General features: G+C 51.8%; 25 protein-coding genes. 9 read left to right on the top strand and 16 right to left on the bottom strand.

Annotated elements, in window-relative coordinates; translation table 11 throughout:
• Nucleotides 1–33: 33 nt before the first annotated feature.
• Both cpxA and cpxR read right to left on the bottom strand, forming a co-directional pair.
• Nucleotides 34–1,404 carry an envelope stress sensor histidine kinase CpxA gene (gene cpxA / locus EAH77_RS20980; protein ID WP_140474745.1) on the bottom strand — a complete coding sequence of 457 codons (1,371 nt, stop codon included), beginning with the start codon at nucleotides 1,402–1,404 and terminating at the stop codon, nucleotides 34–36.
• Nucleotides 1,401–2,102, bottom strand: a complete 702-nt coding sequence (gene cpxR / locus EAH77_RS20975; protein ID WP_140474744.1) for an envelope stress response regulator transcription factor CpxR — start codon at nucleotides 2,100–2,102, stop codon at nucleotides 1,401–1,403. Before cpxR ends, cpxA begins: the two co-directional genes overlap by 4 nt.
• Nucleotides 2,103–2,253: 151 nt before the next feature.
• Here cpxR and cpxP point away from each other — a divergent pair, with 151 nt between their 5' ends.
• From cpxP to EAH77_RS20955, 4 genes are all read left to right on the top strand, one after another.
• On the top strand, nucleotides 2,254–2,760 hold the full coding sequence (cpxP, locus tag EAH77_RS20970; protein ID WP_140474743.1) for a cell-envelope stress modulator CpxP: 507 nt from the start codon (nucleotides 2,254–2,256) through the stop codon (nucleotides 2,758–2,760).
• Between the two features lie 815 nt (nucleotides 2,761–3,575).
• Nucleotides 3,576–4,175, top strand: coding sequence for a hypothetical protein (locus EAH77_RS20965; RefSeq protein WP_140474742.1), 600 nt, complete (start codon nucleotides 3,576–3,578; stop codon nucleotides 4,173–4,175).
• A gap of 725 nt (nucleotides 4,176–4,900) precedes the next feature.
• Complete coding sequence (gene pfkA / locus EAH77_RS20960) at nucleotides 4,901–5,887, top strand: 6-phosphofructokinase (RefSeq protein WP_140474741.1); 987 nt, start codon at nucleotides 4,901–4,903, stop codon at nucleotides 5,885–5,887.
• A gap of 188 nt (nucleotides 5,888–6,075) precedes the next feature.
• Entirely contained in the window at nucleotides 6,076–7,065 is a 990-nt protein-coding gene (locus EAH77_RS20955; RefSeq protein ID WP_140474740.1) for a sulfate ABC transporter substrate-binding protein, read from the top strand.
• A 196-nt stretch (nucleotides 7,066–7,261) separates the two neighbouring features.
• Here the strand turns inward: EAH77_RS20955 and tpiA are convergent, their stop codons facing one another.
• Together tpiA and EAH77_RS20945 are read right to left on the bottom strand one after the other, a co-directional pair.
• Nucleotides 7,262–8,029 carry a triose-phosphate isomerase gene (tpiA, locus tag EAH77_RS20950; RefSeq protein ID WP_140474739.1) on the bottom strand — a complete coding sequence of 256 codons (768 nt, stop codon included), beginning with the start codon at nucleotides 8,027–8,029 and terminating at the stop codon, nucleotides 7,262–7,264.
• Between the two features lie 134 nt (nucleotides 8,030–8,163).
• Entirely contained in the window at nucleotides 8,164–8,763 is a 600-nt protein-coding gene (locus EAH77_RS20945; protein WP_140474738.1) for a DUF1454 family protein, read from the bottom strand.
• A 165-nt stretch (nucleotides 8,764–8,928) separates the two neighbouring features.
• Here EAH77_RS20945 and EAH77_RS20940 point away from each other — a divergent pair, with 165 nt between their 5' ends.
• Nucleotides 8,929–9,348 (top strand): DUF805 domain-containing protein, encoded by a 420-nt coding sequence (locus tag EAH77_RS20940; RefSeq protein WP_140474737.1) that lies wholly within the window; start codon nucleotides 8,929–8,931, stop codon nucleotides 9,346–9,348.
• 16 nt (nucleotides 9,349–9,364) lie between these two features.
• Here the strand turns inward: EAH77_RS20940 and fpr are convergent, their stop codons facing one another.
• A complete protein-coding gene (gene fpr / locus EAH77_RS20935) occupies nucleotides 9,365–10,111 on the bottom strand; it encodes a ferredoxin--NADP(+) reductase (protein ID WP_140474736.1) in 747 nt (248 codons plus the stop codon).
• A gap of 322 nt (nucleotides 10,112–10,433) precedes the next feature.
• On the opposite strand from fpr, the gene emrD reads away from it, so the two are divergent.
• Nucleotides 10,434–11,618, top strand: coding sequence for a multidrug efflux MFS transporter EmrD (gene emrD, locus EAH77_RS20930; RefSeq protein WP_140474735.1), 1,185 nt, complete (start codon nucleotides 10,434–10,436; stop codon nucleotides 11,616–11,618).
• Between the two features lie 67 nt (nucleotides 11,619–11,685).
• Here the strand turns inward: emrD and glpX are convergent, their stop codons facing one another.
• From glpX to EAH77_RS20915, 3 genes are all read right to left on the bottom strand, one after another.
• Nucleotides 11,686–12,696 (bottom strand): class II fructose-bisphosphatase, encoded by a 1,011-nt coding sequence (gene glpX, locus EAH77_RS20925; RefSeq protein WP_140474734.1) that lies wholly within the window; start codon nucleotides 12,694–12,696, stop codon nucleotides 11,686–11,688.
• 147 nt (nucleotides 12,697–12,843) lie between these two features.
• Nucleotides 12,844–14,367: a glycerol kinase GlpK gene (gene glpK, locus EAH77_RS20920; protein ID WP_140474733.1), complete on the bottom strand. Its 1,524-nt coding sequence runs from the start codon at nucleotides 14,365–14,367 to the stop codon at nucleotides 12,844–12,846.
• 44 nt (nucleotides 14,368–14,411) lie between these two features.
• On the bottom strand, nucleotides 14,412–15,260 hold the full coding sequence (locus EAH77_RS20915) for an MIP/aquaporin family protein (RefSeq protein ID WP_140474732.1): 849 nt from the start codon (nucleotides 15,258–15,260) through the stop codon (nucleotides 14,412–14,414).
• 599 nt (nucleotides 15,261–15,859) lie between these two features.
• On the opposite strand from EAH77_RS20915, the gene zapB reads away from it, so the two are divergent.
• Nucleotides 15,860–16,099 carry a cell division protein ZapB gene (zapB, locus tag EAH77_RS20910; RefSeq protein WP_140474731.1) on the top strand — a complete coding sequence of 80 codons (240 nt, stop codon included), beginning with the start codon at nucleotides 15,860–15,862 and terminating at the stop codon, nucleotides 16,097–16,099.
• Nucleotides 16,100–16,174: 75 nt separating this feature from the next.
• On the opposite strand, the gene rraA is transcribed toward zapB, so the two are convergent.
• The 7 genes from rraA to priA form a co-directional block, all read right to left on the bottom strand.
• On the bottom strand, nucleotides 16,175–16,660 hold the full coding sequence (rraA, locus tag EAH77_RS20905) for a ribonuclease E activity regulator RraA (RefSeq protein WP_140474730.1): 486 nt from the start codon (nucleotides 16,658–16,660) through the stop codon (nucleotides 16,175–16,177).
• A gap of 110 nt (nucleotides 16,661–16,770) precedes the next feature.
• Entirely contained in the window at nucleotides 16,771–17,697 is a 927-nt protein-coding gene (locus EAH77_RS20900) for a 1,4-dihydroxy-2-naphthoate polyprenyltransferase (RefSeq protein ID WP_140474729.1), read from the bottom strand.
• A 96-nt stretch (nucleotides 17,698–17,793) separates the two neighbouring features.
• Nucleotides 17,794–19,128 carry an HslU--HslV peptidase ATPase subunit gene (hslU, locus tag EAH77_RS20895; RefSeq protein ID WP_140474728.1) on the bottom strand — a complete coding sequence of 445 codons (1,335 nt, stop codon included), beginning with the start codon at nucleotides 19,126–19,128 and terminating at the stop codon, nucleotides 17,794–17,796.
• Between the two features lie 12 nt (nucleotides 19,129–19,140).
• On the bottom strand, nucleotides 19,141–19,671 hold the full coding sequence (hslV, locus tag EAH77_RS20890) for an ATP-dependent protease subunit HslV (RefSeq protein WP_140474727.1): 531 nt from the start codon (nucleotides 19,669–19,671) through the stop codon (nucleotides 19,141–19,143).
• 115 nt (nucleotides 19,672–19,786) lie between these two features.
• Nucleotides 19,787–20,782 carry a cell division protein FtsN gene (gene ftsN / locus EAH77_RS20885; RefSeq protein ID WP_140474726.1) on the bottom strand — a complete coding sequence of 332 codons (996 nt, stop codon included), beginning with the start codon at nucleotides 20,780–20,782 and terminating at the stop codon, nucleotides 19,787–19,789.
• Between the two features lie 98 nt (nucleotides 20,783–20,880).
• Nucleotides 20,881–21,909 (bottom strand): DNA-binding transcriptional regulator CytR, encoded by a 1,029-nt coding sequence (gene cytR / locus EAH77_RS20880; RefSeq protein WP_140474725.1) that lies wholly within the window; start codon nucleotides 21,907–21,909, stop codon nucleotides 20,881–20,883.
• 245 nt (nucleotides 21,910–22,154) lie between these two features.
• On the bottom strand, nucleotides 22,155–24,350 hold the full coding sequence (gene priA, locus EAH77_RS20875; RefSeq protein WP_140474724.1) for a primosomal protein N': 2,196 nt from the start codon (nucleotides 24,348–24,350) through the stop codon (nucleotides 22,155–22,157).
• 199 nt (nucleotides 24,351–24,549) lie between these two features.
• On the opposite strand from priA, the gene rpmE reads away from it, so the two are divergent.
• Nucleotides 24,550–24,762 carry a 50S ribosomal protein L31 gene (gene rpmE, locus EAH77_RS20870; protein ID WP_140474723.1) on the top strand — a complete coding sequence of 71 codons (213 nt, stop codon included), beginning with the start codon at nucleotides 24,550–24,552 and terminating at the stop codon, nucleotides 24,760–24,762.
• Nucleotides 24,763–24,904: 142 nt separating this feature from the next.
• On the opposite strand, the gene metJ is transcribed toward rpmE, so the two are convergent.
• Nucleotides 24,905–25,222 (bottom strand): met regulon transcriptional regulator MetJ, encoded by a 318-nt coding sequence (gene metJ / locus EAH77_RS20865; RefSeq protein ID WP_004392248.1) that lies wholly within the window; start codon nucleotides 25,220–25,222, stop codon nucleotides 24,905–24,907.
• Nucleotides 25,223–25,562: 340 nt separating this feature from the next.
• Here metJ and metB point away from each other — a divergent pair, with 340 nt between their 5' ends.
• Complete coding sequence (gene metB / locus EAH77_RS20855) at nucleotides 25,563–26,723, top strand: cystathionine gamma-synthase (RefSeq protein ID WP_140474721.1); 1,161 nt, start codon at nucleotides 25,563–25,565, stop codon at nucleotides 26,721–26,723.
• Nucleotide 26,724 lies beyond the last annotated feature (1 nt).

Genomic DNA, 26,724 nt, shown 5'->3' with positions numbered 1-26,724 from the left:
CCCCCTGTTAGAGGGACGCAGAATAGCAGAATCTCAACGCTGATGCAGCGGTAGCCACATGATAAGACGCAGACCGCCGAGCGGACTGTCCTCGGCTTTTACCCAACCGCGATGCTGCTGAACGGCAGTATCGACAATCGCCAGCCCCAGCCCCGTACCGCCAGACTCCCGATCACGTGCTTCGTCAGTCCGGTAGAAGGGCCGGAAAATCTGCTCCCGATCGGTTTCACTGACACCCGGACCGTCATCATCCACCGTGATGGTGATGCCGTCGCTGTCACAGGAAAAATTCAGCGCAATGTGAGTATTGGAGTAACGCAGAGCATTACGCACGATGTTTTCCAGGGCACTGTCGAGTGCCGCTGGGTTACCGAACAGCTTCCACGGGCCTGGAGGGGCAGGTACTTCCAGCGTTTTGCCCATCTGCTCAGCTTCGAACTGTGCGTTATCAATGACATCAGCCCAAAGATCATTGGCTTTCAGTATCTCGCGCGTCAGCTCGTTTTTATGCTGACTGCGGGACAATACCAACAAGTCATTGATCATGCTGTCGAGGCGTTGTGCTTCCATTTCAATGCGTTGCAGCTCTTTCCCTTCACCATGACGGCGACGCATCAGTGCGGTGGCCAACTGCAGCCGCGTCAGCGGCGTTCTTAACTCGTGCGAGATGTCCGAAATCAGGCGCTGTTGCGCGTTGACCATGCGTTCCAGTGCGCTGACCATCTGGTTAAAACTGGCACCGGTGGCGAGGAACTCCTGCGGTCCGGCTTCCAGTTCAGGATGTTGCTTAAGATTACCGCGCGCTACGTCATCAGCGGCGTTTTTCAGCTTACGGGCCGGTTTGGCCAGACTCCATGAGAGCCACAGCAGCAACGGTGAGCTGATTAACATGGTGACAATCAGCAACAGCAATGGACGGTCAAACATCAGGTTGATGAAGTCTGACTGTGGGCTGCTGGCCGGTCGTAACAGGTAAAGCTGATAGTTATCTTCGCCGTCACGCACAGAAAAAGGACCGACCATTTCGACGCGGCCATATTTTTTCTTTTTGGGACGATCGGAGTTATCAGACTGGCCGATAAAGTTACGGACAATCTGCATTTCATTACGCTGCGCGCCAATCACCCGACCTTCGCTGGTGACCAGCAGCAGACGCTGGCCGGGCGGCGCCCATTTGTCGATAGCGCGGAACAAGCGGCGCCACCACATCAGGTCGTTGGCCGGGTCGCCTGCCAGTTCGGCTTCTACATGCTGCTCTATCATCAGGCCCTGCCGCTGTTCGTTGTCGAGCAGCGGAGTTAACTGGCGTGAATCGAGCTTTGGCACCATTAGGACCAGCATCAATACTAAGGCGACGGTAAACCAGAAAATAGCAAAGATGCGTGCCGTCAGGCTGTTGATCATGTAGCAGATACCATCAGATACCCGCGTCCACGCAGGGTTTTAAACCATGGGTGTCCATCCTGACGATCGGGCAGTTTTCGGCGAAGATTCGAAATATGCATATCGATGGCGCGGTCAAATGGCGTCAGGCGTTTGCCCAGCACTTCCTGACTGAGATGTTCACGAGAGACTACCTGACCTAAATGCTTCGCCAGCAGATAAAGCAGAGTGAATTCCGTGCCGGTCAGATCCAGTGCGACACCGCCAAAGCTGGCTTCCTGGCGGCCAGGATTGAGTTGTAGCCCGTCAACTTCCAGTGTCGGGGAACCGTTATTTTCTCCAGCTTGCTGTTGCTCGCTCCAGTTTGAGCGCCGCAGCATAGCGCGTATGCGCGCGACCAGTTCACGATCGTTAAAAGGTTTAGCCAAATAGTCATCGGCACCGAGTTCGAGACCCAGCACACGATCCAGCTCGCTTCCGCGCGCTGTCAGCATAATCACCGGCGTCTGATGGCGCTGGCGTAACTCTTTCAGGGTTTCAATGCCGTTTTTCTTCGGCATCATGACATCGAGTAACAGTAAATCGATGCTGTTATCCAGCTTTTCCAATGCTTGCTCACCATCGTAAGCAACCACGACATTAAAGCCTTCCATTTCAAGCAATTCTTTCAAGAGTGAAGTCAGTTCACGGTCGTCATCAACCAACAAAATTTTATTCATTGTATTTACCTCTAGACGCAAAATACGTCATCAATTGCCGCTATTCCATGACTTTACGTACTTTTACAAGCACTGACGCTTGTTTGCAGCGGCAGGTTTAGACTGCTTTTCAATGATTCGCGATAAGCGATAAAGACTATAGGAGTGAGTGATGTCTAAGGTAGCTGCATTAGTTACGGCCTCAATGCTGACACTGAGTTCCGGTGTCGTTTTAGCGGATACCGCTAACGTGATGCCTGTGGCCCCTGCCGCTCACGACACCAACATGCTGGACAAACCTCAGGAACGCAACACCATGTTTGATGGCGTTAACCTGACTGAGCAGCAACGCCAGCAGATGCGTGATCTTATGCATCAGGCGCGTAAAGACTTACCTCATATTAATGTCGATCAGCTGGAAGTGATGCACAAACTGGTTACGGCTGAAAATTTTGATCAAAAAGCTGTCAGGGCACAGGCCGAAGTGATGGCGCAGGAGCAGGTGGATCGTCAGGTCGAAATGGCCCGCATTCGCAACCAAATGTTCAATCTCCTAAGCCCTGAACAGAAAAACCTATTAAACCAGAAACATCAGCAGCGCATGCAAGAAATGCAGCAGCAGATGGCTGGCTTACGCCCTACTTCTGCCCAGAAGCCAAGTAGTATGAGTACCCAGTAATACCCCTGTTTTTCCTTGCCATAGACAATGTCCCTGTCTTCCCCACCGAAAGGTGGGTTTTTTTTATCAACCGCTAAATCTACCTTCAACAGATTGAGTATCCCAACAATTCATTCCCCTTGCTGATGTATTTTAAAAAGCCTCAGTCACATTAGAGACTACTCACCCACGCTCCCTTGGCTAAATATAAATGTGGAAAATAGCGTGACTGAATAATTTAACAAGTTAGGTATTGATAAAGAATGATTTTCTTTAATCAAATATTTATCTGGTGAATAAATATTTATACACGCTTAATCTCTTGAGAGAGAAAGTGAGGAAATAAAAAATCACACTAATCGGCTAGACGGGCTATAGGAATAGCTCGTGACTGCTTAAGTATGGTACATGACTGAAAGTGTTGAAACGGTTTCCACCTATTCCAACAGGATATTTAAATACTCAACGGCCTGACCGATTTTTTCAAAAATGGCGTGGGGTTTATGTGCAAGAGCGGCATGCTGCAATCATTTTTAATCCATGACTGTTGGGCGTAATAAAGTAACACGTCTCTTCTTACAGAGTTAATCTGCACTGTATTTAAGGGATTGCATAACATAAATGAAACTGTTATTTATATCACTTATATGAATGGTGACTATTTTCTAAAAATCTTTCCAATTTTTAAAACGCCCACCCATTCAAGACCTGGTGGAGCAGGTTTCAAGATTAGAAGGACTATAGAGACAATATGCCGACCATAATCATATGATTTTATTATCATTGCTTTCACGATAAATAACGCACATTTAAACCCCTTTATAGGATGAGTTCGCATGAGTAATTCAGGAAGAAAACTGATAGACACTATTCTAAGTCATAAAAAACTTATGGGTATATTAAACTGCCCTGCGGTATCGGTTGAAATAGGGCATGCTATTTATGGAAAAGTACAAAATGATTTATCGAGTGGTGAGGTCATCAAAAAGGAAGTGTTTACACAAGGGAAAATAAATAATTTACTCGGGTTTATCGGCGCAAATTCAGAGACAGCAGTCTGGCATTTTTTGCTTGAAGGGGTTAGAGCCACAACAATTCATCACTTTGTCGTCATTCCCTGGTATCAGCACGAACATCCATGGGGAAGAGTTTATACGGTACTCATGGCATATGAGGGAAAATATTCATTAGATCAATATATCAGTCGTAAGTTGCCAGCTCCCACGGGGTGTTATGGCTATAAAACAGTTTGGACAGCAACTGAACTCGGGAAAATGTTTTCAGACTTGTTAACCCATAGTAATGCTTGGGAACAATATTTCGGTCTGGTGGGGCAATCCCAGGCCAATAAAATAAGCTGCTGGAAATATAAGGTAATCTCAGTAGAATCAGCAATCGCCAATGTAAATAGATACATATCTATAGCGTCCACCTGAAACACAGAATATCGCCTACGCTCAGCCAAATTTTTTTGTCCAGGCCCAGTTTGTCCAGCCAGTTATACGGGCGCGTTATGCCATATTATCTATTTACGCGAACGGATAAGCTAAAGAAGAGATGTATAATTACATAAAATCAATGAGTTGAGTGATTTCTCGGCGCCTGGTATCTGTTTTCGGTCTATCAGCCCTCATATTTTTAACCCAAAATTTGCCACCGGGGCTCTATTCATATTGGCGTTATCTCTCAAAATGCTACAGCGCAGGCGTATTGCCGCGTGCAGAAACCTGCGCCGTACCCTCTGTTCTCCTGCTCAGCCATTTACCACTTATCTCGCATTATCAGTCAGATGTATCCCTGAAAAATGCTATTCTTAGGGTAAATGTTTCTGCTGACGACGTTTTAGCTGCCCCAGATTCTTTTGGTTTTCGCGGTTGCCGGCTACATTTAAAGCATATTTTGATACCGTGATGTCGTCACCCGCCGACAGGAAACCCTCAGATGTTCGCGGAAAATATGTTGTAAAAACAGGGTGGATCGGTAAATTGCCCAAGGGTTAGCAGAGTAAGCGAATTCTTGCTGACTTGAATCAATTCAGCAATGACGTTTTGTTATACTATTAGCATCAAACGGCATTCGCCAACGAGTACCAGTAATATCCGGGCCAAAAGGCATGCTCAAGAATTCTAAAGAAATTGCATCTACAAGTTCAGAGGTAGTCATGATTAAAAAAATCGGTGTACTGACAAGTGGTGGCGATGCGCCAGGCATGAATGCTGCCATTCGCGGTGTTGTACGCGCAGCGTTGTCAGCAGAGTTGGAAGTTTTCGGTATTGAAGATGGCTACCTTGGCATGTATGAAAACCGCATGAGAAAACTGGACCGCTATAGCGTGTCCGATATGATTAACCGCGGCGGTACTTTCCTGGGTTCTGCGCGTTTCCCTGAGTTTCGTGATCCGGAAAAACGCAAAATTGCCCTGCAGAATATGAAAGACCGTGGTATCGATGGCCTGGTGGTTATCGGTGGTGACGGTTCTTATGCCGGTGCAGATCTGCTGACTAAAGAAGGCGGTATTCGCTGTATCGGTTTGCCAGGCACTATCGATAACGATGTGGCCGGTACTGACTACACCATCGGTTTCTTCACTGCTTTGGGTACAGTGGTTGAAGCTATCGACCGCTTACGTGATACCTCTTCTTCACACCAGCGTATCTCTATCGTTGAAGTGATGGGCCGCTATTGCGGTGATTTGACTTTGGCTGCTGCCATTGCCGGTGGTTGCGAGTTTATCGCGATTCCAGAAGTTGAGTTCAAACGTGATGATCTGGTTGCTGAAATCAAAGCCGGCATCGCGAAAGGTAAAAAGCACGCCATCGTGGCCATCACAGAAAAGCTGGATGATATCGATGAGCTGGCTAAATATATTGAGAAAGAAACCTGCCGTGAAACCCGAGGCACAGTCCTGGGCCACATTCAGCGCGGTGGTGCGCCGGTTGCTTATGACCGTATTTTAGCTTCCCGTATGGGCGCTTATGCTGTCGATCTGCTGTTGGAGAAAGACCGCGACTACTCACTGGGTGGCTTCTGTGTGGGTGTACAAAACGAGAAAATGGTGCATGAATTGATCTCGGTTTGTATCTCTCCTGAGAATAAGAAAAGTAAATTCAAAGAAGACTGGTACGACACGGCGAAAAAACTGTTCTAAAACAGATTATCGCCTCAGTCAGAGAGCCTCCGCTTGCGGGGGCTTTTTTTATGTACATCATTTCTTTATTCCTGAATGGAATAGCAGAACACCTTTTAATCTTTAATTGTTTTATTTTTCTCTGGCAGGCTCTCTCTATCTGATTCGGTAAATCCAATCTATTGAGACTATTTCTGGGAGAAAGTGCGATGAATAAATGGGGTGTAGGTCTGGCATTACTGCTGGTCGCAACGGGAGCCATTGCCAAAGATATTCAAATCCTGAACGTGTCATATGATCCGACGCGTGAACTCTATGAGCAATACAACAAGGCTTTCAGCAAATACTGGCAAGGTAAAACCGGCGACACCGTGACCGTTCGTCAATCGCATGGCGGTTCAGGCAAGCAGGCAACGTCAGTCATTAACGGTATTGAAGCCGATGTGGTAACGCTGGCACTGGCCTATGATGTGGACGCCATCGCCGAGCGCGGCCGCATTGATAAGAACTGGATCAAACGTCTGCCGGATAATTCTGCACCTTATACCTCGACCATCGTTTTCCTGGTGAAGAAGGGCAACCCGAAACAAATTCATGACTGGAATGATTTGATCAAACCGGGCGTGTCGATCATTACGCCGAACCCGAAAACCTCAGGCGGCGCACGCTGGAACTATCTGGCAGCATGGGGTTATGCCCTGCATCACAATAATAATGACAAAGCCAAAGCGCAGGACTTCGTCAAAGCATTATATAAAAACGTCGAAGTGCTGGACTCCGGCGCACGTGGTGCAACCAATACCTTCGTTGAGCGTGGCATCGGTGATGTGCTTATTGCCTGGGAAAACGAAGCGTTGCTGGCCACCAAAGAGGTGGGCAAAGATAAATTTGAAATCGTGACGCCGAGTGAGTCTATTCTGGCAGAACCAACGGTTTCGGTGGTGGACAAGGTCGTTGATAAGCGGGGTACCCGCGACGTGGCTGATGCTTACCTGAAATATCTCTATTCACCGGAAGGGCAGACCATTGCTGCGGAAAATTACTACCGCCCGCGTGACGCAGCCGTCGAGAAGAAATTTGCCGCAGAATTTCCACAGCTGAAACTGTTCACCATTGAGCAGGTCGCTGGTACCTGGGCCGAGGCGCAGAAGGATCACTTCTCTACCGGTGGTATCTTCGACCAAATCAGTAAGCGCTAATGCCCGTCATACTTGAAGTTGTACCTGTGTTGGCTGCGTTTACTCACCCGGATCACTGACTTGAGTCCGTGATTCGGGATTCGCTCTCTTGCCGCCCTGGTACAACGCCAATTATTTAGGGCATGGGATTCACCTAATAAAAAACCCCGATTTCATTATGAAGTCGGGGTTTTTTTATGCAGCGTTAAAGCAAAACTTACGCTTTTTTCGCTTCTGCTGCTGCTTTCACGATAACTGCGAAGGCATCAGCTTTCAGAGATGCACCGCCGACCAGCGCGCCATCGATATCAGGCTGAGCAAACAGTTCTGCTGCGTTTTTGTCGTTCACAGAACCGCCGTATTGGATGATCACTTGTTTAGCGATTTCAGCATCTTGCTTGGCGATATGATCACGGATGAATTTGTGAACGGCCTGAGCTTGCGCTGGGGTGGCAGATTTGCCGGTACCGATAGCCCAAACTGGCTCGTAAGCAACCACTACGCCTTCGAACGCTTTCGCACCCAGGGTGTTCAGTACTGCGTCGAGTTGTTTAGCGCAAACGGCTTCAGTTTGGCCTGCTTCGTTTTCTGCTTCGGTTTCACCGATGCACAGCACAGGGGTCAGACCTGCAGTTTTCAGTACGCCAAATTTCTTAGCAATTAACTCATCAGTTTCTTTGTGATAAGTACGGCGTTCTGAGTGGCCGATGATGATGTATTTCGCACCGATATCTTTCAGCATGTCGGCAGAGATTTCACCGGTGAATGCGCCGGACAGGTTGGCATCAACGTTCTGTGCGCCTAAGGCAATACGGCTGCCCGCCAGTGCGTGTTTAGCCTGTGACAGGTAAACTTCTGGTGGTGCGATAGCAACGCCACAACCTTCAACCGTGGTCAATTCGGTGCGCAATGCAGCGATCAGTTCGTTAACCATGTGGGTACTACCGTTCAGCTTCCAGTTACCCATCACTAATGGATGTCGCATGTTTTTTCCTCCAAAAGGGGACGCGAGTGTCGATTAAAATTTCTGCCAAACAAGCAGATTACCTGCCCAACAGTATAGAGATGATTGGTGGTAAAGGCTTTGCTTTTTGTCATTAATTGCCGTCATGCCGGCGTTCATGACAGCGCCAGTTTTACGGGTTCAACTGCGAAGGTCAGCCCTTTCTCGCCGTTATCGGAGATCACATAACGGATGGCACCCAGCTGTTGTTGATAAAATTGCTGCCCTTTACCTTTGTCAATCAGCGAGGCCACTTTTGCCACACTTTGTTCGACTGACAGACTGGCATCGAACTGCCGCATCAGATTGGCCATATAATTTATAGCGAGCGAGCGTGCGGCCTTCTGTTCAGGTCCCTGAATGGGCAGATAGGTAATTTGAAGGGTTTTAATTTTGCCAGTGCCTTTCTCGAGCGCCGTCGACGCGTAGAGATTTTCATTAATCTTGCTGGCCGCACGGGTCAGCGGCTCATTGGCGGATTTATCACTGATGGCGCGGAATTCGTTGATCTGCTGAGTCGGGTTGGCCGCGTTGTACTTTTCACGGAAACTCACCAGCGTCATTTCAAACGTTGGCGCACCGGCGAGTAAATAAGGGGCTTTGGGCATCTCTTCGACGGTCTGGTGGTCGGCTGGCATTTCGGCACGCGCCAGATTCAGACCAGAAAGCAGGAGCAGTGCGGGCAGAGCCAGACGTATAAAGAATTTTGCGGTCATAACGTTGTTCTTGTTTTGAGACGATGGTCGATTAAAGCGGGGATCCGGGGGCAATGTCAAAAGGAGTACGTAAACATTGCCGTCACGCCTCCCGGCTGGGTTACACTTTGCGCCAACTTTTTTGCTGCTTACACCTGCTACGACACTTGATGGGATCAATGCCCGATGACACTGCAACACGCCTTATTTTCGTTTAATGGTCGCATGGGCCGCCGTGATTTTTGGATTTGGATGGCCAGTTGGCTGGTATTGATGGTGGCGGCATTTACCTTTGCCGATCGCCAGTGGATTGAGATCAAATCGGCGGCATTTGCCGTGGTCGTTTTACTCTGGCCGACGGCGGCGGTGATGGTCAAACGCCTGCATGACCGCAACCGCTCTGCCTTATGGGCTTTTTTGTTTATTCTGGCGTGGATGCTGGCGGCTGGTCACTGGGACATGATCCCGGTGCTATGGCAATGGGTGGTGGGGCGGCTGATCCCGGTCATTCTGTTTGGGATGCTGATTATCGATTGCGGCGTATTCGCCGGTACGCCGGGCGCAAATCGTTTTGGCCCGGAACCGGAAAACGTCAAACTCAAATAATCGCGCTGTCGGATACTTACCAGTAATGTTCGCTGGTCATATGGCCCGGTTTGCGTTTGAGATGCTTGCGCATACCACGGCTGTCCTTGAGAATTTGCTGGGTATCGCGCACCATCTGCGGGTTACCGCACAGCATAATGTGGCTATTTTCGGCCTCCATTTTCAGGCCGACGGCGGCCTCGAGCGTGCCGTCTTCAATCAGCGCAGGAACGCGCCCGGTCAGCGAGCCCGGCGTTTTCTCACGGCTGACAACGGTCTGGATATGCAGTTTGCCGTTGTAACGCTGCTGTAGCTGTTGCATCAACGGCAAATAGCTGAGGTCCTGCGAGAAGCGAGCGGCATGGACCAGAACGATATTCTGGAATCTCTCCAGCCCAATTCCTTCCTGCAAAATCGATAAATAAGGGCCGATCGCCGTGCCGGTCGCCAGCATCCACAACGTGTCACACTCCGGTACTTCGTCGATAACGAAAAAACCTGCGGCTTCTTTGGTCACCTGGATTTCGCTGCCAATCTCCAGCGCATGCAGACGCGGGCTGAGTTTGCCCTCCGGGACGGTGACCAGATAGAACTCCAGATTCGGGTCGCTGGGTGCGTTGACGTAGGAATAGGCCCGCTGCACGCGTTCTCCCTCAATCTCCATCGACAGTTTGGCGAACTGCCCTGCGCTGAATGCATCGACCGGAGCGCTCACCGTGATGCTGAACAAACTGTCGGTCCAGTTTTCAATTTTGGTGACTTTACCGTTAACCCAATCCGCCATAAAAAAGTGCTCCCGTTGCAGGTCTGTGCCGGGAGCAGAAATCTGCTGCCCGATTTACCCCGCTGATTTTATTTCACATTCTCTGAATCGATTATCGATTAAATGTTATCAGGCTGATCACCGGTGGTTAGACTACTTCGCAGTCGTACAGTTATCTTTACGAAGATGGCACTCAGGCCCACCAGTGATGTAAAGACAGTTTTCCGTCAGACACTCGCTTATTCACCCCAGTTTGTTAATTTATGCGCCCGACGGCCTCCCCGCGCCAATACCGGCTAATTATGCTGATATCTGGTGTTTCGATTGATTAATGAACTGAAAAATGAAAAAACTGGAAAATATTCACCTGCTTGTGATGTTGGTTTTGCTGGTTGCGGTAGGGCAGATGGCGCAAACCATTTATGTGCCAAATATCGCAGATATGGCGCAGAGTTTGTCGGTAAAACCGGGCGCGGTGCAACGGGTGATGGCGGCCTATTTAATAGCCTATGGGTCATCGCAGCTGATTTATGGTCCGCTGTCAGACAAGGTGGGACGCAAACCGGTGATCCTCACCGGTATGATGATTTTCCTGGTGGGCGCGGCGGGCGCTATGCTGGCGCAAAGCCTGACGTTGTTAATTGTGGCAAGTGCCGTTCAGGGAATGGGTACCGGCGTTGCCGGGGTAATGGCCCGTACCATGCCGCGTGATTTATACAGCGGTGGTGCCTTACGCCAGGCCAACAGCCTGCTGAATATGGGTATTCTGGTCAGCCCACTGATTGCGCCGCTGATTGGCGGGGCACTCTCTGCCTGGTTGGGCTGGCGGGCCAGCTTTGGTTTTCTGTTGTTGCTCTGCGCGGGCGTCGCATTTTCGATGTACCGCTGGCTGCCGGAAACCCGACCTGTCAGTCATGAGCCGCGCGGGATGCTGAGTAGCCTGCGACTGCTGCTGGCGGACGGTAACTTCAGCCGCTATATGGTGATGTTGATCGGTGCACTGGCAGGGGTGGCGGTATTTGAAGCCAGCTGCGGTGTGCTGATGGGCGGTGTCCTGGGGCTGAATGCCATGACCGTCAGCATTCTGTTTATTCTGCCTATTCCCGCCGCTTTCTTTGGTGCCTGGTACGCCGGGCGCTCTGAAAAAAGCTTCCAGCAATTAATGTGGCACTCGGTATTGAGTTGTCTGCTGGCCGGGCTGTTGATGTGGCTCCCTGGCTGGCTGGGCGTGATGAACATCTGGACGCTGATCGTGCCTGCGTCGCTGTTCTTCTTTGGCGCAGGGATGTTATTCCCGCTGGCGACCACCGGCGCGATGGAACCTTTCCCCTATCTGGCGGGAGCGGCAGGTGCGCTGGTCGGCGGTATGCAGAACATCGGTTCGGGGCTGGCAGCATGGATGTCCGCGATGTTGCCGCAAACCGGCCAGTTCAGTCTGGGCCTGCTGATGTTTGCTATGGCGCTACTGATCTTACTCTGCTGGTGGCCGATGGCGAATCGCCAGCAGGAACAGGGACATACAATTTAGCCTTATGCCAGGCGTATAAAAAAGCAGAGCCAAAACACGGCTCTGCTTTTTGCTTTCTGCATATCAGTCAGATGATAAACTCATGCAGCGCCACGTCTTTACGGTCGAGATAGTGCGTAGAGCGAATACGGCGGATAGTGCGTGATTTGCCACGGATCAGCAACGTTTCGGTGGTCGCCATATTGCCCTGACGGCTGATGCCTTCCAGCAAATCGCCTTTGGTGATGCCGGTCGCGGAGAAAATCACGTTATCGTTACGTGCCATATCATCCAGCTTCAGCACTTTGCCTGCTTCGATACCCATCGCTTTGCAACGCGTCAGCTCTTCCTCACCGATGCGGCGGTTTTCAGGTGTATCGCCTTTCACGTCATGACGCGCTAATAAACGGCCCTGCATATCACCATCCAGCGCGCGGATAACCGCCGCGGAGATCACCCCTTCCGGCGCGCCGCCAATGCCGTACAACACATCAACTTCACTTTCCGGCATACAGGTCAGAATAGTGGCGGCCACATCGCCGTCCGGGAAGGCGAAAACGCGTACACCGGCAGCCAGCATTTCACGGATGGCATCGTCGTGACGCGGTTTTGCCAACACGGCCACGGTGAGTTCGGTCAGCGGTTTATTCAGTGCTTTAGCCACATTGGCGAGGTTTTCAGCCAGCGTCAGGTTCAGGTTAATGACGCCTTTTGCACCAGGGCCGACGGCGATCTTTTCCATGTACATATCTGGCGCATTGAGGAACGAACCCTTGTCGCCCACCGCCAGAACGGCAAGGGCATTGGATTGGCCCATGGCGGTCATGCGCGTGCCTTCAATCGGGTCGACCGCGATATCGACAGCCTCACCGTTGCCGGTCCCGACCTTTTCGCCGATGAAGAGCATCGGTGCTTCATCAATTTCGCCTTCGCCAATCACAATGGTGCCGTCGATATCGACATTATTGAGCATGATGCGCATCGCCTGCACGGCGGCGTTGTCGGCGAGATTTTTGTCACCGCGACCCAGCCACTTATAACCGGCCAGTGCGGCGGCTTCGGTCACGCGGGAAAACTCTATTGCTAATTCACGTTTCATTGGAAAGCCTGTAGAAAGAAAAAAGAGGTCGGTGAGGCAACGGCTCATCTGTTCCGCAGATTTTAGCACAGTGGGAAGACGCATAAAAAAACTCCCCGGACGGGGAGTTTTGAACGTAGAAAAGATGTTGGTGACAGCAACTGGCGATTATTCGTCGTGATCTTCCCATGAACGTACGCGGGCAACGGCTTTCTGCCAGCCTTTGTAGCGCACATTGCGTTCGGTGGTCTCAATGCTTGGGCGGAATTCGCGTTCAATTGTCGCTTTGCTGCGCACTTCTTCCAGATCGCTCCAGAAACCAACGGCCAGACCGGCCAGGAACGCAGAACCGAGAGCCGTGACTTCCAGCACCGCAGGGCGCTCAACGCGGGTGCCGAGAATGTCTGACTGGAACTGCATCAGGAAGTTGTTTGCTACAGCACCACCGTCAACACGCAGAGATTGTAGGCGGGTGCCGGAATCGGCCTGCATGGCGTCCAGCACGTCGCGGGTTTGGTAGGCGATAGATTCCAGCGTTGCACGGATGATGTGGTTGCTGTTAGCGCCACGGCTCAGGCCGAAGATCGCGCCACGGGCATACGGGTCCCAATAAGGTGCACCGAGGCCAGTGAACGCAGGCACCACGTAAACGCCGTTGGTGTCTTTCACTTTGCTGGCGAAATATTCAGAGTCAGTGGCATCGCTGATCAGTTTCAGCTCGTCACGCAGCCATTGAATCGATGCACCGCCGACAAATACTGCACCTTCCAGTGCATAGTTCACTTCGCCTCTTGGGCCACAGGCAATGGTGGTCAGCAGGCCGTTTTTGGATTCCACGGCTTCGGTACCGGTATTCATCAGCAAGAAGCAGCCGGTGCCATAGGTATTTTTCGCCATACCTGGTTGTACGCACAGCTGGCCATACAGTGCGGCCTGCTGGTCACCGGCAATACCGGCGATAGGAATACGCGTACCGCCTTTACCCCCGATGTTGGTCTGGCCATAAATCTCAGACGAAGAGCGAACTTCCGGCAGCATAGCGCGCGGGATATCCAGCACTTCCAGCATGCGTTCATCCCATTCCAGGCTGTGAATATTGAACATCATGGTACGGGAGGCGTTGGTGTAATCCGTAACGTGAACGCGTCCCTGAGTCATTTTCCATACCAGCCAGGTATCAACGGTACCGAACAGCAGTTCGCCGCGTGCCGCACGTTCGCGGGAGCCTTCAACGTTATCGAGGATCCACTTCAGTTTTGTGCCGGAGAAATACGGGTCAACCACCAGGCCGGTGTTATGACGGATGTACTCTTCCATACCGTCTTTCTTCAGCTTTTCGCAGATTTCTGCAGTACGACGGCACTGCCAGACAATGGCGTTATAAATCGGTTTACCGGTCTCTTTTTCCCACACGATGGTGGTTTCACGCTGGTTGGTAATACCGATACCGGCGATTTGGTCTGAGTTGATGTCGGCTTTCGCCAGCACTTCTACCAGGACCGAACTTTGTGAAGCCCAGATTTCCATCGGGTCGTGTTCCACCCAGCCAGATTTCGGGTAAATCTGGGTGAATTCACGCTGTGACACACTGATGATGTTTGCATCATGGTCCAGGACGACGGCGCGGGAGCTGGTGGTACCTTGATCGAGCGCGACGATATATTTTTTTTCGTGAGTCGTATCTGCTGACATAATAATATTCCTACGAATGAGAGTGCTGTGAACAGTTTAGCCGATCAGGCTTTGCGTTGTTTTGCTGGCTGTTGGAGAGCTTCTTCTTCTGCCTCATGGATTTCGTAAGGCAGGTGGCGACCAATCAGCGCTTTATAACCGAAGGCGCCGAGCGATGCACCAATCAGTGGGCCAAAAATCGGCACCAGGAAGTAAGGAATGTCGCGGGCACCGGTGAAGGCGACTTTGCCCCAACCTGCGAAGTAGGCGAATACCTTAGGACCGAAGTCACGTGCCGGGTTAAGGGCGAAACCAGTCAACGGACCCATTGATGCACCGATAACCGCGATCAGAATACCGATCAGCAGGGGTGCCAGCGGGCCACGCGGGATGCCGTTGCCGTCGTCGGTCAGGCCGAGGATTAAGGCCATCAGAATCGCGGTGATCACCACTTCAACGATAAACGCCTGCATGACGCTGATGTGCGGGTTCGGGTAGGTGGAGAAAATACCGGCCAGATTCAGACTTTCCACGCTGCCGCGTACCATGTGGTGACTTTGTTCGAAATCGATGAACAGGTTGTAGTACAGACCGTAGACCAGTGCAGCGGCGCAAAAGGCACCGGCAACCTGCGCGATGATGTAAGGCAGAACTTTGCGTCCTTCAAAGTTTGCAAACAGACACAGCGCGACGGTTACAGCAGGATTGAGGTGAGCGCCGGAAATCGCTGCGGTCAGGTAGATGGCCATTGCCACACCCAGACCCCAAATGATGCTGATTTCCCACTGACCAAAAACTGCCCCGGCAAGTTTCAGTGCAGCTACGCATCCGGCACCGAAAAAGATGATAAGCCCGGTACCCAGAAACTCAGCGATGCACTGACCTTTTAATGTGGAACTCATGGTTTGGCTCATAGTCGGATCCTATAAAGGATGATGTTAAGGGTTAGTTATAATTTTTCTTACTAGAAGTACGTGAACGTAATCGGAATAAGACGTTCTTCATCAAATGAGAACGTAATGTGAATTTATCGTTAACGAGCATAAACGAGAAATAGCGAAATCAAAATTTGTGTGTTGTGTCATAAAAATGAGCGAATTCGAGTGTTTTGCGCTTTCTATCCCGCCTAAAAAACCGTTCCCGTGCCCAGTTTGTCGCTTGTTGGTGGTCTCGTATTCTGCAGCGGGTTTTGTCCATCCGACATTCTGAGTCCCCATGTCCGGGCACGTTATGCGAAATTAGCCTGAGATTCTCGCGACAACTCGTGCTTTTTAAGCATTTGCTGATGGTTTTGACGAGAAAATTGCAACAGACTGCGTGTAGGGCCGGTATGTTGCTAGACAGGGCAAGACTGGCTACATACAATCGTGTTTCAAGACATCGATAGGTTTGACGGCGTTTTCTTCAGAAAACATCAGGAAAATCTACGCGGTGCGAGAATTTTTGAGCCGTATCCGGATGATGCGGCAGAACTTACAAGATGTGCGCCTTGCGAACATAAGGGGACCGAAGAATGTCATTTGAAGTATTTGAGAAATTAGAAGCAAAAGTTCAGCAAGCGATTGATACCATTACCTTGCTGCAGATGGAAATTGAAGAGCTGAAAGAGCAGAACAACACACTCTCTCAGGAAGTTCAGCAAGCGAGCGGCAATCATGAATCGCTGGTGCGTGAAAATGCACAGCTGAAAGACGAACAACACGTGTGGCAGGATCGTCTGCGTGCACTGTTGGGCAAAATGGAAGAAGTCTGAATACCGATTTTTTCCCATTAAAAAAGGACGCCATGGCGTCCTTTTTATTGCGCTGAACCCGCCGCAGGAAGGGGCTTACTCGATGTCGAGTGGGTCTTCTGACAGAATAATGCCGGTGTTATCAGCGTAAAGGTGGTCACCGGTAAAGAAGGTCACGCCACCGAAATTCACGCGGATATCACTCTCGCCAATGCCTTCACTTGCCGCACCCGCTGGAATGGCGGCCATCGCCTGAATGCCGATATCGAGCTCCTGCAAATCATCCACCTGACGGACTGCGCCGTAAATCAGGATACCTTCCCACTGATTTTCCAGCCCCAGCGCAGCCAGGTCTGCATCGATTAACGCACGGCGAACAGACCCACCGCCGTCAACCACCAGAACCCGTCCTAAGCCGTTTTGCTCGAGCAAATCATAAAGCAAGCCATTGTCTTCGAAGCACTTCACCGTGGTGATCTGCCCGCCAAATGAAGTACGTCCACCAAAGTTGGAGAACAAGGGTTCAACGACATTCACTTCTTCGTGATAGATGTCGCACAGTTCGGAAGTATCGTATTTCATAGGATTTCATCTGGTTGCTGCATGAGTCTTCAGTATATCCCTTTCTGAAGGGTGTTGGCAAAATCATCAATTGTTAAATTTTGCCAAGTGCATGAACGGCGCTCAGCCTCTTAATTGAGCAACAGACCCAACGCAAACAGCACATTAGTCAGTAATGCCGCTTTCACCATTTTTTCCAGAAGGGGGCGGATGCCCTCGGTGGATTGCTCACGCATCACCTGAGAAACATGTTTCGCCAGCATCGGAATCGCCAGAACAAATAGCCATCCAGACCAGCCGTGCAGATAGAGTAAAGCAAACAGCGCCAGGCAAATGACGGCCGCAGAGACGATCACTGCGTGATACCGGCGGGCATTTTTCGGCCCGAGACGTACGGCCAGCGTATTTTTACCGTTGGCGCTGTCGGTGTCGATATCGCGCAGATTGTTGATATTCAGCACGGCCGTTGCCAGCAAACCTGTCGCCGTCGCTGGTAACATCACGATCCAGTCGAAATGACCTGCCTGCAGATAGAACGTTCCGGCCACGCTTATCCAGCCAAAGAAAATGAGCACCGAGATATCGCCCAGCCCCATATACCCATATGGGCGCGTACCTACGGTGTAGGTGATGGCAGCGCCAATCGACAGTAAGCCGAGGATAAGAAAGCCGAACACGTCGCTGGGCTTTTGGCAGGCGACGGCAATCAGGCCAATACCGGAAATAACCGTCAGTGCGACCGTCAGCATGATGGCCTGCTTCATCTGCGGGGCGGTGATCAACCCTTTTTGCATACCGCGCAATGGCCCGATGCGGTCCGGCGTATCGCTGCCTTTTTCCGCATCGCCGTAGTCATTGGCCAGGTTAGACAGGATTTGCAGCAGGCCAGCGGTCACTAATGCCAGCAGTGCGATCAGCGGGTGAAATACGCCTTGCAGGCTGGCAATCGCCGATCCCATCACAATAGAGGCAAAGGCCAGGGGCAAGGTTCGCAGTCTCAGGCTTTCAAGCCAGGCTTTGGCGGGCGATGTGGTGTTGCAGGGAGTCATTATGCTCATATTATTTTTCGCTCAGTAAAACAGGAGTCCCGTTTAGACATAACAAAGGGAGGCATAACGCCTCCCTATGGATCACTTTCGGAACGTATGAGCAAATTATAAGATAAATCGGCTCAGATCTTCATCAGCTACCAGTTGATCGAGGTGGCTTCTAACATAATCTGCATCAATGTTTATGGAAATACCGCTACTTTCGCTCGCGTCATAGGAGATATCTTCCATCAAACGTTCCAGAACCGTGTGCAGACGACGCGCACCGATGTTCTCGGTGGTTTCGTTAACCTGCCAGGCGGCCTCTGCAATACGGCGAATGCCATCGGGGGTGAAATCGATGGTAACGCCCTCCGTTGCCATCAACGCTTTGTACTGATGCGTTAGCGAAGCACTCGGCTCGGTCAGGATGCGTTCGAAATCTTCAGTAGACAGTGCCTGTAACTCAACGCGGATCGGTAAACGGCCCTGCAATTCCGGAATTAAGTCGGATGGTTTGGCCGTCTGGAACGCGCCAGATGCGATAAACAGGATATGGTCCGTTTTCACCATGCCGTGTTTGGTCGACACCGTACAGCCTTCCACCAGGGGCAGCAGGTCGCGCTGAACACCTTCGCGTGAGACGTCCGGGCCTGAATTCTGACCAGCGCGCTTACAGATTTTGTCGATCTCATCAATGAACACAATACCGTGCTGTTCAACAGCTTCAATCGCTTGTTCTTTCAGCTCTTCCGGGTTCACCAGCTTGGCGGCTTCTTCTTCAACCAGCAGCTTGTAGGCTTCTTTGATGGGCATCTTGCGCGGTTTTTGTTTCTGACCGGCCATGTTCTGGAACATAGACTGCAACTGGTTGGTCATCTCTTCCATGCCCGGAGGGGACATGATTTCAACGCCCATTGGCGCTGCGGCAACATTGATTTCAATCTCTTTGTCGTCGAGCTGGCCTTCGCGCAGTTTTTTGCGGAAAGACTGACGAGCAGCAGATGGCTCCTGCGCTTCGTCGGCCTGGCCCCAGTTGTTTTTGGCCGACGGGATCAGCACATCAAGAATGCGTTCTTCGGCCAGTTCTTCGGCACGATGACGGTTCTTATCGATTGACTGCATGCGCACCATTTTCACGGCGGAGTCGGTAAGGTCGCGGATGATAGAATCCACTTCTTTACCAACATAACCCACCTCGGTGAATTTGGTGGCTTCAACTTTGATGAACGGCGCATTAGCCAGTTTCGCCAGACGACGGGCGATTTCGGTTTTACCGACACCGGTCGGGCCGATCATCAGAATATTTTTTGGCGTCACTTCATGGCGCAGTGCTTCGTCGAGCTGCATGCGGCGCCAGCGGTTGCGCAGGGCGATAGCGACGGCGCGCTTTGCTTTATCCTGGCCAATGATGTAGCTGTCTAATTCGCTGACTATCTCGCGCGGGGTCATTTCCGACATAGTTTTCGATCCTTACGCTTTAGAAGACAATTCTTCAATGGTGTGGAATTGGTTGGTGTAGATACAGATGTCACCAGCGATGCTGAGCGATTTCTCAACGATCTCGCGGGCGCTCAGTTCTGTATTTTCCAGCAACGCGCGGGCAGAGGCCTGAGCGTAAGGACCACCAGAACCGATGGCAATCAGGTCATTTTCCGGCTGGATCACGTCACCGTTGCCGCTGATGATGAGTGAAGCATTTTCATCGGCGACGGCCAGCAACGCTTCAAGACGGCGCAACATGCGATCGGTGCGCCAGTCTTTCGCCAGTTCCACGGCGGCTTTCACCAAATGGCCCTGGTGCATTTCCAGCTTGCGCTCGAACAGCTCAAACAGCGTGAAGGCGTCAGCAGTACCACCAGCGAAACCGGCGATCACTTTGTCATGATACAGGCGACGTACTTTCTTCACGTTGCCCTTCATCACCGTATTTCCCAATGTGGCCTGGCCATCACCACCGATAACGACCTGGCCGTTGCGGCGTACACTTACAATTGTTGTCACGAGCAGTTCCTCGTTGCAGACGGAAAAGATCCTCGCGCTCTTGTGTTACACACTGCGTGTCACACAAGAGTACGAGGCATATTGAAAGTATAGATTGGGGAAGGATTACGGGTTTTCAACCCCCGGTTGCGAGGGGAATGCAACCGGAGATGCCTGCGCTCTTCAGGCGGGACAGGGTGCCGTCGGCCCCTGAGCGATTATTGTAAGGACCAATGACGACGCGATTCCAGCCGCCACCGGTGGTTATCCGGCCTTCAAAGCCTTCAAATGCCAGTTTGGCGCGCTGCGATTCTGCCTGATCGGTTCCTTTGAAGGAGCCACACTGCACCATGAAGTGCTGCGTTTTTTCCTGCTCTTTCGGTTTGTCTTTTGGTTTTTCCGGTGCGACCTGCGTGATGGCCGCTGGTTGCTGTTGCTGTTGTTGCGCTTGCGGCTGCTCTTTCGGTTTTGGCTTCGGCTGAACGGGCTGGGTTTGAGCCTGTGCTTGCGGAGCGCGAACCGGCTGTGTCTGCACTTGCGCCTGCGCCTGTGGAGCACGGACTGGCTGTTGCGGAACGACCGGCTGGACGTTTCTGTGCGTCGTCACGGGGGGTTGCGTATTTTGCTGATAAGCCGGTGGTTGCGTATAAGGTTGCTGCGTCGTGGTCTGGCGCTGAACCGGAGCGGTGCGCGTGACCTGAGAAGGATCGTTATACGGGACTTCAGACAGCGTGGTTGGCTGCTGGCGCATATCGGCCTGCATTTGCTCAAGCAGTTGGCGCTGTTCTGGCGTCAACTGAGTTTTTGTCTGTACTTCTCCACCTGCGGTTGGCTCCGTTGGCGCAGCCACACCCATCTGCCGGTTTTCCAACTCTTTGATGTAACGCCAGCGCTCTTCCGGTTTTGGCGGCAAGCCGTTGCCCGGCCGCACAGGGTGCGTCGGCAAAATGGCAGCATCTTCAGGTTTATTGTGCGTAATGAAATAGAGGCCACCGATAAACACCACCAGGACCGCAACGGCTAATACCACCATGGTTTTGGAGATTATCGGGGAACTGCTTTTTTTCTTCCGGCTGGTACTTTTCCGCCGCGCTCCTGAGCGCCCACGGCTTACATAGTCTCTTTGTGCCACTATCGTTTCGCTGTGTCGTTATGATGAGAGAAGTGCGCCATGTTACTCAACCCTGCGCCGTTACTGAAACGAAAACTTGCGGAAGGAGAAACATCTTATTAGCACTTGGGTGCGGCAGTGCTGCCACGGACGACAAGTTCGCTTTCCAGCAAACGCGAGCCGCTTTGTACTGAATTACCATAGAGCTGTTCCAGCAATAATAGCATGGCCTGACGTCCAAGCTGGAACCTTGGCTGTGCCACGGTGGTCAGTGGAGGATCAAAGTACTGGCTGAGTTTGATGTCATCAAAGCCAACCACTGATAAATCCTGCGGGATGCGCAGACCCATTTTTTTAGCCTGATACATTGCGCCAATGGCCATGACGTCGTTATGGCAGAAAATTGCCGTCGGCGGCACCGGCTGGCTCATCAGTTCGCTCAGCGCCAGCGCGCCAGACTCGTAACTGAAATCCCCTTTGGAGGTATAACTGCTTTCTACCGTCAGCCCATTACGGCGCAAAGCCTGAATGTAGCCCTGCGAGCGGTACTGGCACAGCGGCATGTGGTCTGGTCCGGCAATACAACCGATGCGTTGGTGACCCAAGCCAATCAGGTAATGTACAGCTTCATAGGCGGCCGTCAGGTTGTCGATATGTACCGTCGGTAATTCAAGTTCCGGGGCGAATTCATTCGCCATGACCATCGGCGGTAAATTGCGCTGTTCTTCTTTACTGGCATCGAAAGGCAGATCAGAGCCAAGCAGCAGCATGCCGTCAATCTGCTTGGTAATGATCAGATTGATGAAAGTTTTTTCCTGCTGATTCTGTTGCGCGCAATCGCCGATCAGCACCAGATAGCCATTTTCGGCAGCAGTGCGTTCGATCCCCTGGATCACATCGGCGAAATAGGGATCGCAAATATCGGGGACGATCACCAGTATCGTGCGGGATTCATTACGTTTAAGGTTACGGGACAGCGCGTGAGGCGAATAGCCCACAGCCATTACAGCCTGTTCCACCTTTTGGCGGGTCGGTGCCGATACCTTTTCCGGGTTCATTAGGGCGCGAGATACGGTTGCTGTCGAAACACCTGCCATTTCAGCCACATCTTTCATCGTAGCGGCGGTTAATTCTTTCTTTTCGTCCAACGCATCTCTCCTTGCAACTGCATCATTCTGATACGACAACATGGATGTTTCCTCAACGCTACCCTGGTTCCCTGAGATTCAGCCTGTGTTAATCCGGCGCTTAACGCGTCCGGCTCACGATGGCTGCGTAGCTCATCACATTCTAAACAGTTTGTGGTTAGGATTTGTTACCTAATTTGCATGAAAAGTGTGATGCAGATGCTTTTTTCGATCCATCACGCAGAAAACATCAGGGCTTTCACCCATTAGCTGTCGATCGGGTCAACATCCAGCGTCCATTTCACCTTTCTGGCCTGTGGTAAATTGCTAATCAAAGGTTGAGAACTTTTAATCAAATGCTGCAAAACCCGGCGTGAAGGATGCTGTAGCAATAATTGCCAGCGGAAGCGGCCATTGCGTTTGGCCGCGAGGGCGGGAACCGGGCCTAAAATCCACAGGGATTCATCTTTCAGCGGACTGGCTTCAAACAAATTACGCAACTGCTGTAAAAACAGCGCGGATTGCTGATTATCGTGATCTTCCGAACGAATCAATATGTGACTGGTATAAGGCGGTAAAAACACGCTCTTACGTTCTGCCAGCGTCTGTTTGGCAAAGGCGTCGTAACCCTGCTCAAGCAACACTTTCAGCAATGGATGATCGGGGTGATGAGTTTGTAGTACCACTTCGCCTGGCTTACCGGCACGGCCCGCCCGGCCAGACACCTGAGTGTAAAGCTGGGCGAAACGTTCAGCGGAACGGAAATCAGCCGAGAACAACGCACCATCGACGTCAAGCAGCGAGACCAGCGTGACATCCGGGAAGTGGTGGCCTTTGGCCAGCATTTGCGTACCGATCAGAATACGCGCGCCGCCGCGATGCACTTCTGCCAGATGTTGTTCCAGCGACCCTTTACGGCTGGTGGTATCGCGGTCGATGCGGGTGATGGGCGTATCTGGGAACAAGGGTGCCAGTTCGTGTTCGAGTTGCTCGGTGCCTACGCCGACGGAGACCAACTGCGTTGAGCCGCAATGTGGGCACTGATGAGGCACGGCGCGCTGGCTGTCGCAGTGGTGACAGCGCAACTGGCGTTGATTCTGATGCAGCGTGTAGTAGTGATCACAGCGCTGGCACTCTGCTATCCAGCCGCACTCATGGCACAACAGCGCCGGGGCGTAACCACGGCGATTTAGGAATAGCATCACCTGATTGTCTGCTTTCAGGTGATGCTGCATACGCTGGATCAGCGGTTGTGAAAGACCGACTTTCAGCGGCATACCTTTTAAGTCAATCAGATGCTGCTGTGGCGGTTTGGCATTACCGGCGCGTTTGGTTAGCTTCAACTGGCGGTATTTACCCAGTCCGACGTTATGCAGTGTTTCCAGCGCGGGCGTCGCGGAGCCCATGATGATCGGAATATTTTCTTCGTGGGCGCGGAACACCGCTAAATCGCGGGCGTGATAGCGCCAGCCTTCCTGTTGTTTATAGGAGCCGTCATGTTCCTCATCAATGATGATCACGCCGAGCCGGGCAAAAGGGGTAAATAAGGAAGATCGCGTGCCGATGACAATCCCTACTTCGCCATTGCGTGCGCGCAGCCAGACGGCCAGGCGCTCGCTGTCGTTCAAACCGGAGTGCAGCACATCGACAGGCGCACTGAACCTTTCGCGAAAACGGGCGATGGTTTGTGGCGTCAGGCCGATTTCCGGCACCATCACCAGCGCCTGACGGCCCTGCGCCAGAATATTTTCCAGCACACTCAAATAAACTTCCGTTTTACCCGAACCAGTTACACCTGCCAGCAACCAGGCGGAGAATTGCTGATCTTCGCTGCGAATTGCCCCCACGGCGGTTGCCTGTTCGGTATTGAGCCGCAAGCGTTCGCCGATGACGCTGAAATCCTTCCGCCAGTCTTGGGTCGTTGGTGCGATGCTGCGTAAATCTGCCAGCCCTTTGGCTCGCAATGCCTGAAGTGCGGCATCGGTCAGTTCGAGGTCACTCACCTGATGGCGATAAATACCGCCTTGCATCAACGCAGCCATGGCCTGCTGCTGTTTGGCTGCCCGTTTCAGGCTGTCGAGTGGCGTGGCACGCCCCTGTTCGGTGGCGAACCATTGCCATAATGGCGTCAGCTCGGCGGGTTTTCCCTGGCGTAATAAGACGGGAAGGGCATGGAATAGCACTTCGCCCAGAGGAAAGTGGTAGTAATCGCTCGCCCAGAGAAGAATGCGCCACAGATCCGGAGTGAACAGGCTGGTGGCGTCGAGAACGTCGCGTACCGGCTTAAGTTTCTCGAGGCCGAACTCGCTGGAGTCACTGATTGCCGTCACAATACCCATGGCGTCGCGTTTACCAAAAGGCACGCTAACGCGACAACCTTTCACCACCTGCATACCCTCAGGTAATAGATAGTCAAATGTGCGGGAGAGCGGAACGGGTAACGCAACGTGGGCAACAGGCATCGGGGGTCCAGACTTTAAAAAAATGACGAGATAGTGTACACTGTGTCACTCGAAATGCATGAACATCATTGCGCGGCCCGGTTAGATTCTGTATGATTCGCCGCCTTTGATGCATTTCGCATCAAAACCTATCATCCACTACGCGTGGTGTCCGACAAAACAGGGTTGGATAGCGACGCGGCCTTAAGAAGAGGTTTCCATGAAACAAGGTATTCACCCTAAATACGTAGAAATTACTGCAACTTGCTCATGCGGTAATATTATCAAAACTCACTCAACTGTGGGTCATGATTTGAACCTGGACGTGTGTGGCGAATGTCACCCGTTCTACACTGGTAAGCAACGTGAAGTCGCTACCGGTGGCCGTGTTGACCGCTTCAACAAGCGTTTCACCATGCCAAGCAGCAAGTAAGCGCTGTTTGAGAGCAAAAAAACCCGCCTCGGCGGGTTTTTTGTTGCCTGTTATTCAGGCTAAGCATTCTTCACAGCACATCATATCTCACGGTCAATGATTCACCTGCGCGACGGAGCGCACAGGCTGTTCATCATGTCGCTTAATATTCCCAGGTATCGGGATCCACACCCAGTTCACGCATCAGGATCTTCGCCGCTTCCGGGATTTCATCACTGCGTTCTTTGCGCAGATCTTCGTCATTCGGCAAAGGCTGTCCGGTAAAGGCGTGCAGGAAGGCCTCACACAATAATTCACTGTTGGTCGCATGACGCAGGTTGTTTACCTGGCGACGGGTGCGTTCATCGGTGAGAATTTTGAGGACTTTCAGCGGAATGGATACCGTGATTTTCTTAACTTGTTCGCTTTTCTTACCGTGTTCAGCGTAAGGGCTGACATATTCGCCGTTCCACTCAGCCATGGGACACCTTAAATTTATCAAAAAAAATAATATTCTGAAAACCGGGGGATTATGCCCGATTTTCGCTGATCTCACTAAATAAATGTCCCTGTGGGACCGGGTAATATCAGAGAAATGTGCGCCGTGCTGTTCATTCGGGCGGTGAACGCTTTCGCGGACTGGCCTGTCTACGCCCTGCCTGAACACTCTGTCACTGATAACGCTATAATTTTAGCGGGTATTGCCTCGTTGCTCAATCTATACGCAAAGAAGTTTAGATGTCCAGATGTATTGACGTCTATCTCGCCAGCGATTAATCTTTGTTACCTCATCCTCAGCATCCCGGCAGAGAGAAACAACTATGACACTCAAGCAAGCGACGATTGCCGTCGGCAGTGGCCTGAACAGTGACCAGCAATATGGCTGCGTCGTTCCTCCCATTCATCTTTCCAGCACCTACAATTTCGAAGATTTTAATCAGCCAAGAGCCCACGACTATTCACGACGTGGAAATCCGTCCCGTGATGTTGTACAGCGCGCACTGGCTGATCTCGAAGGCGGAGCCGGTGCGGTGATGACCAGCAGCGGTATGTCGGCGATTCATTTAGTGTGCACGGTGTTTCTCAAGCCTGGCGATCTGCTGGTCGCGCCACATGACTGTTATGGCGGCAGCTACCGTTTGTTTGACAGCCTGAGCAAGCGTGGCGCGTATCGCGTGCTGTTTGTCGATCAGGGCAACCCGCAGGCGCTGGCCGCCGCGCTGGCTGAAAAACCGAAACTGGTGCTGATCGAAACCCCGAGTAATCCGCTGCTGCGCGTGGTCGATATCCAGGCCATTTGCGATGCTTCACACGCCGCCGGTGCGCTGACCGTGGTCGATAACACCTTCCTCAGCCCTGCATTGCAGCAGCCGCTGAAACTTGGCGCGGATTTAGTGGTCCATTCATGTACTAAATATCTTAATGGCCACTCAGACGTCGTCGCCGGAACAGTGATTTCCAAAACGGCTGAGCACGCGACGGAACTTGCCTGGTGGGCCAATAACATCGGCGTGACCGGTGCTGCCTTCGACAGCTATTTACTGCTGCGCGGCCTGCGCACGCTGACCGTTCGCGTAAAACAACAGCAGGAAAATGCGCTGGCCATTGTGACTTATTTACAGCAACAACCCTTGGTCAAAAAGCTGTATCATCCTTCCCTGCCAGAGAACCAGGGGCATGAGATTGCCTGCCGTCAGCAATATGGCTTTGGCGCAATGATAAGTTTTGAATTCGGCGGAGATGAAGCCCGTTTGCGTCACTTCCTCTCTGAATTGACGTTATTTACCCTGGCAGAATCTCTGGGCGGCGTTGAAAGCTTGATTTCCCATACGGCGACCATGACCCACGCGGGCATGGCACCGGAGGCGCGTAAAGCCGCCGGGATCTCCGACAGTTTGCTCAGGATTTCTGTAGGTCTTGAAGACAGTGAAGATTTGATTGCCGATCTGGAACATGCATTCCAGGCGGCGGCAACGAGGTAAG

This window comes from Ewingella americana, from assembly GCF_006438725.1.
GTDB classification, from domain to species: Bacteria; Pseudomonadota; Gammaproteobacteria; order Enterobacterales; family Enterobacteriaceae; genus Ewingella; species Ewingella americana_A.
This window is presented reverse-complemented; position numbering and strand designations above follow the sequence as displayed.

Bases quoted from the DNA above. Each gene is read 5' to 3' on its own strand.
- cpxA (WP_140474745.1), bottom strand. From the start codon at position 1,404: ATGATCAACAGCCTGACGGCACGCATCTTTGCTATTTTCTGGTTTACC.
- cpxR (WP_140474744.1), bottom strand. From the start codon at position 2,102: ATGAATAAAATTTTGTTGGTTGATGACGACCGTGAACTGACTTCACTC.
- cpxP (WP_140474743.1), top strand. From the start codon at position 2,254: ATGTCTAAGGTAGCTGCATTAGTTACGGCCTCAATGCTGACACTGAGT.
- EAH77_RS20965 (WP_140474742.1), top strand. From the start codon at position 3,576: ATGAGTAATTCAGGAAGAAAACTGATAGACACTATTCTAAGTCATAAA.
- pfkA (WP_140474741.1), top strand. From the start codon at position 4,901: ATGATTAAAAAAATCGGTGTACTGACAAGTGGTGGCGATGCGCCAGGC.
- EAH77_RS20955 (WP_140474740.1), top strand. From the start codon at position 6,076: ATGAATAAATGGGGTGTAGGTCTGGCATTACTGCTGGTCGCAACGGGA.
- tpiA (WP_140474739.1), bottom strand. From the start codon at position 8,029: ATGCGACATCCATTAGTGATGGGTAACTGGAAGCTGAACGGTAGTACC.
- EAH77_RS20945 (WP_140474738.1), bottom strand. From the start codon at position 8,763: ATGACCGCAAAATTCTTTATACGTCTGGCTCTGCCCGCACTGCTCCTG.
- EAH77_RS20940 (WP_140474737.1), top strand. From the start codon at position 8,929: ATGACACTGCAACACGCCTTATTTTCGTTTAATGGTCGCATGGGCCGC.
- fpr (WP_140474736.1), bottom strand. From the start codon at position 10,111: ATGGCGGATTGGGTTAACGGTAAAGTCACCAAAATTGAAAACTGGACC.
- emrD (WP_140474735.1), top strand. From the start codon at position 10,434: ATGAAAAAACTGGAAAATATTCACCTGCTTGTGATGTTGGTTTTGCTG.
- glpX (WP_140474734.1), bottom strand. From the start codon at position 12,696: ATGAAACGTGAATTAGCAATAGAGTTTTCCCGCGTGACCGAAGCCGCC.
- glpK (WP_140474733.1), bottom strand. From the start codon at position 14,367: ATGTCAGCAGATACGACTCACGAAAAAAAATATATCGTCGCGCTCGAT.
- EAH77_RS20915 (WP_140474732.1), bottom strand. From the start codon at position 15,260: ATGAGCCAAACCATGAGTTCCACATTAAAAGGTCAGTGCATCGCTGAG.
- zapB (WP_140474731.1), top strand. From the start codon at position 15,860: ATGTCATTTGAAGTATTTGAGAAATTAGAAGCAAAAGTTCAGCAAGCG.
- rraA (WP_140474730.1), bottom strand. From the start codon at position 16,660: ATGAAATACGATACTTCCGAACTGTGCGACATCTATCACGAAGAAGTG.
- EAH77_RS20900 (WP_140474729.1), bottom strand. From the start codon at position 17,697: ATGAGCATAATGACTCCCTGCAACACCACATCGCCCGCCAAAGCCTGG.
- hslU (WP_140474728.1), bottom strand. From the start codon at position 19,128: ATGTCGGAAATGACCCCGCGCGAGATAGTCAGCGAATTAGACAGCTAC.
- priA (WP_140474724.1), bottom strand. From the start codon at position 24,350: ATGCCTGTTGCCCACGTTGCGTTACCCGTTCCGCTCTCCCGCACATTT.
- rpmE (WP_140474723.1), top strand. From the start codon at position 24,550: ATGAAACAAGGTATTCACCCTAAATACGTAGAAATTACTGCAACTTGC.
- metJ (WP_004392248.1), bottom strand. From the start codon at position 25,222: ATGGCTGAGTGGAACGGCGAATATGTCAGCCCTTACGCTGAACACGGT.
- metB (WP_140474721.1), top strand. From the start codon at position 25,563: ATGACACTCAAGCAAGCGACGATTGCCGTCGGCAGTGGCCTGAACAGT.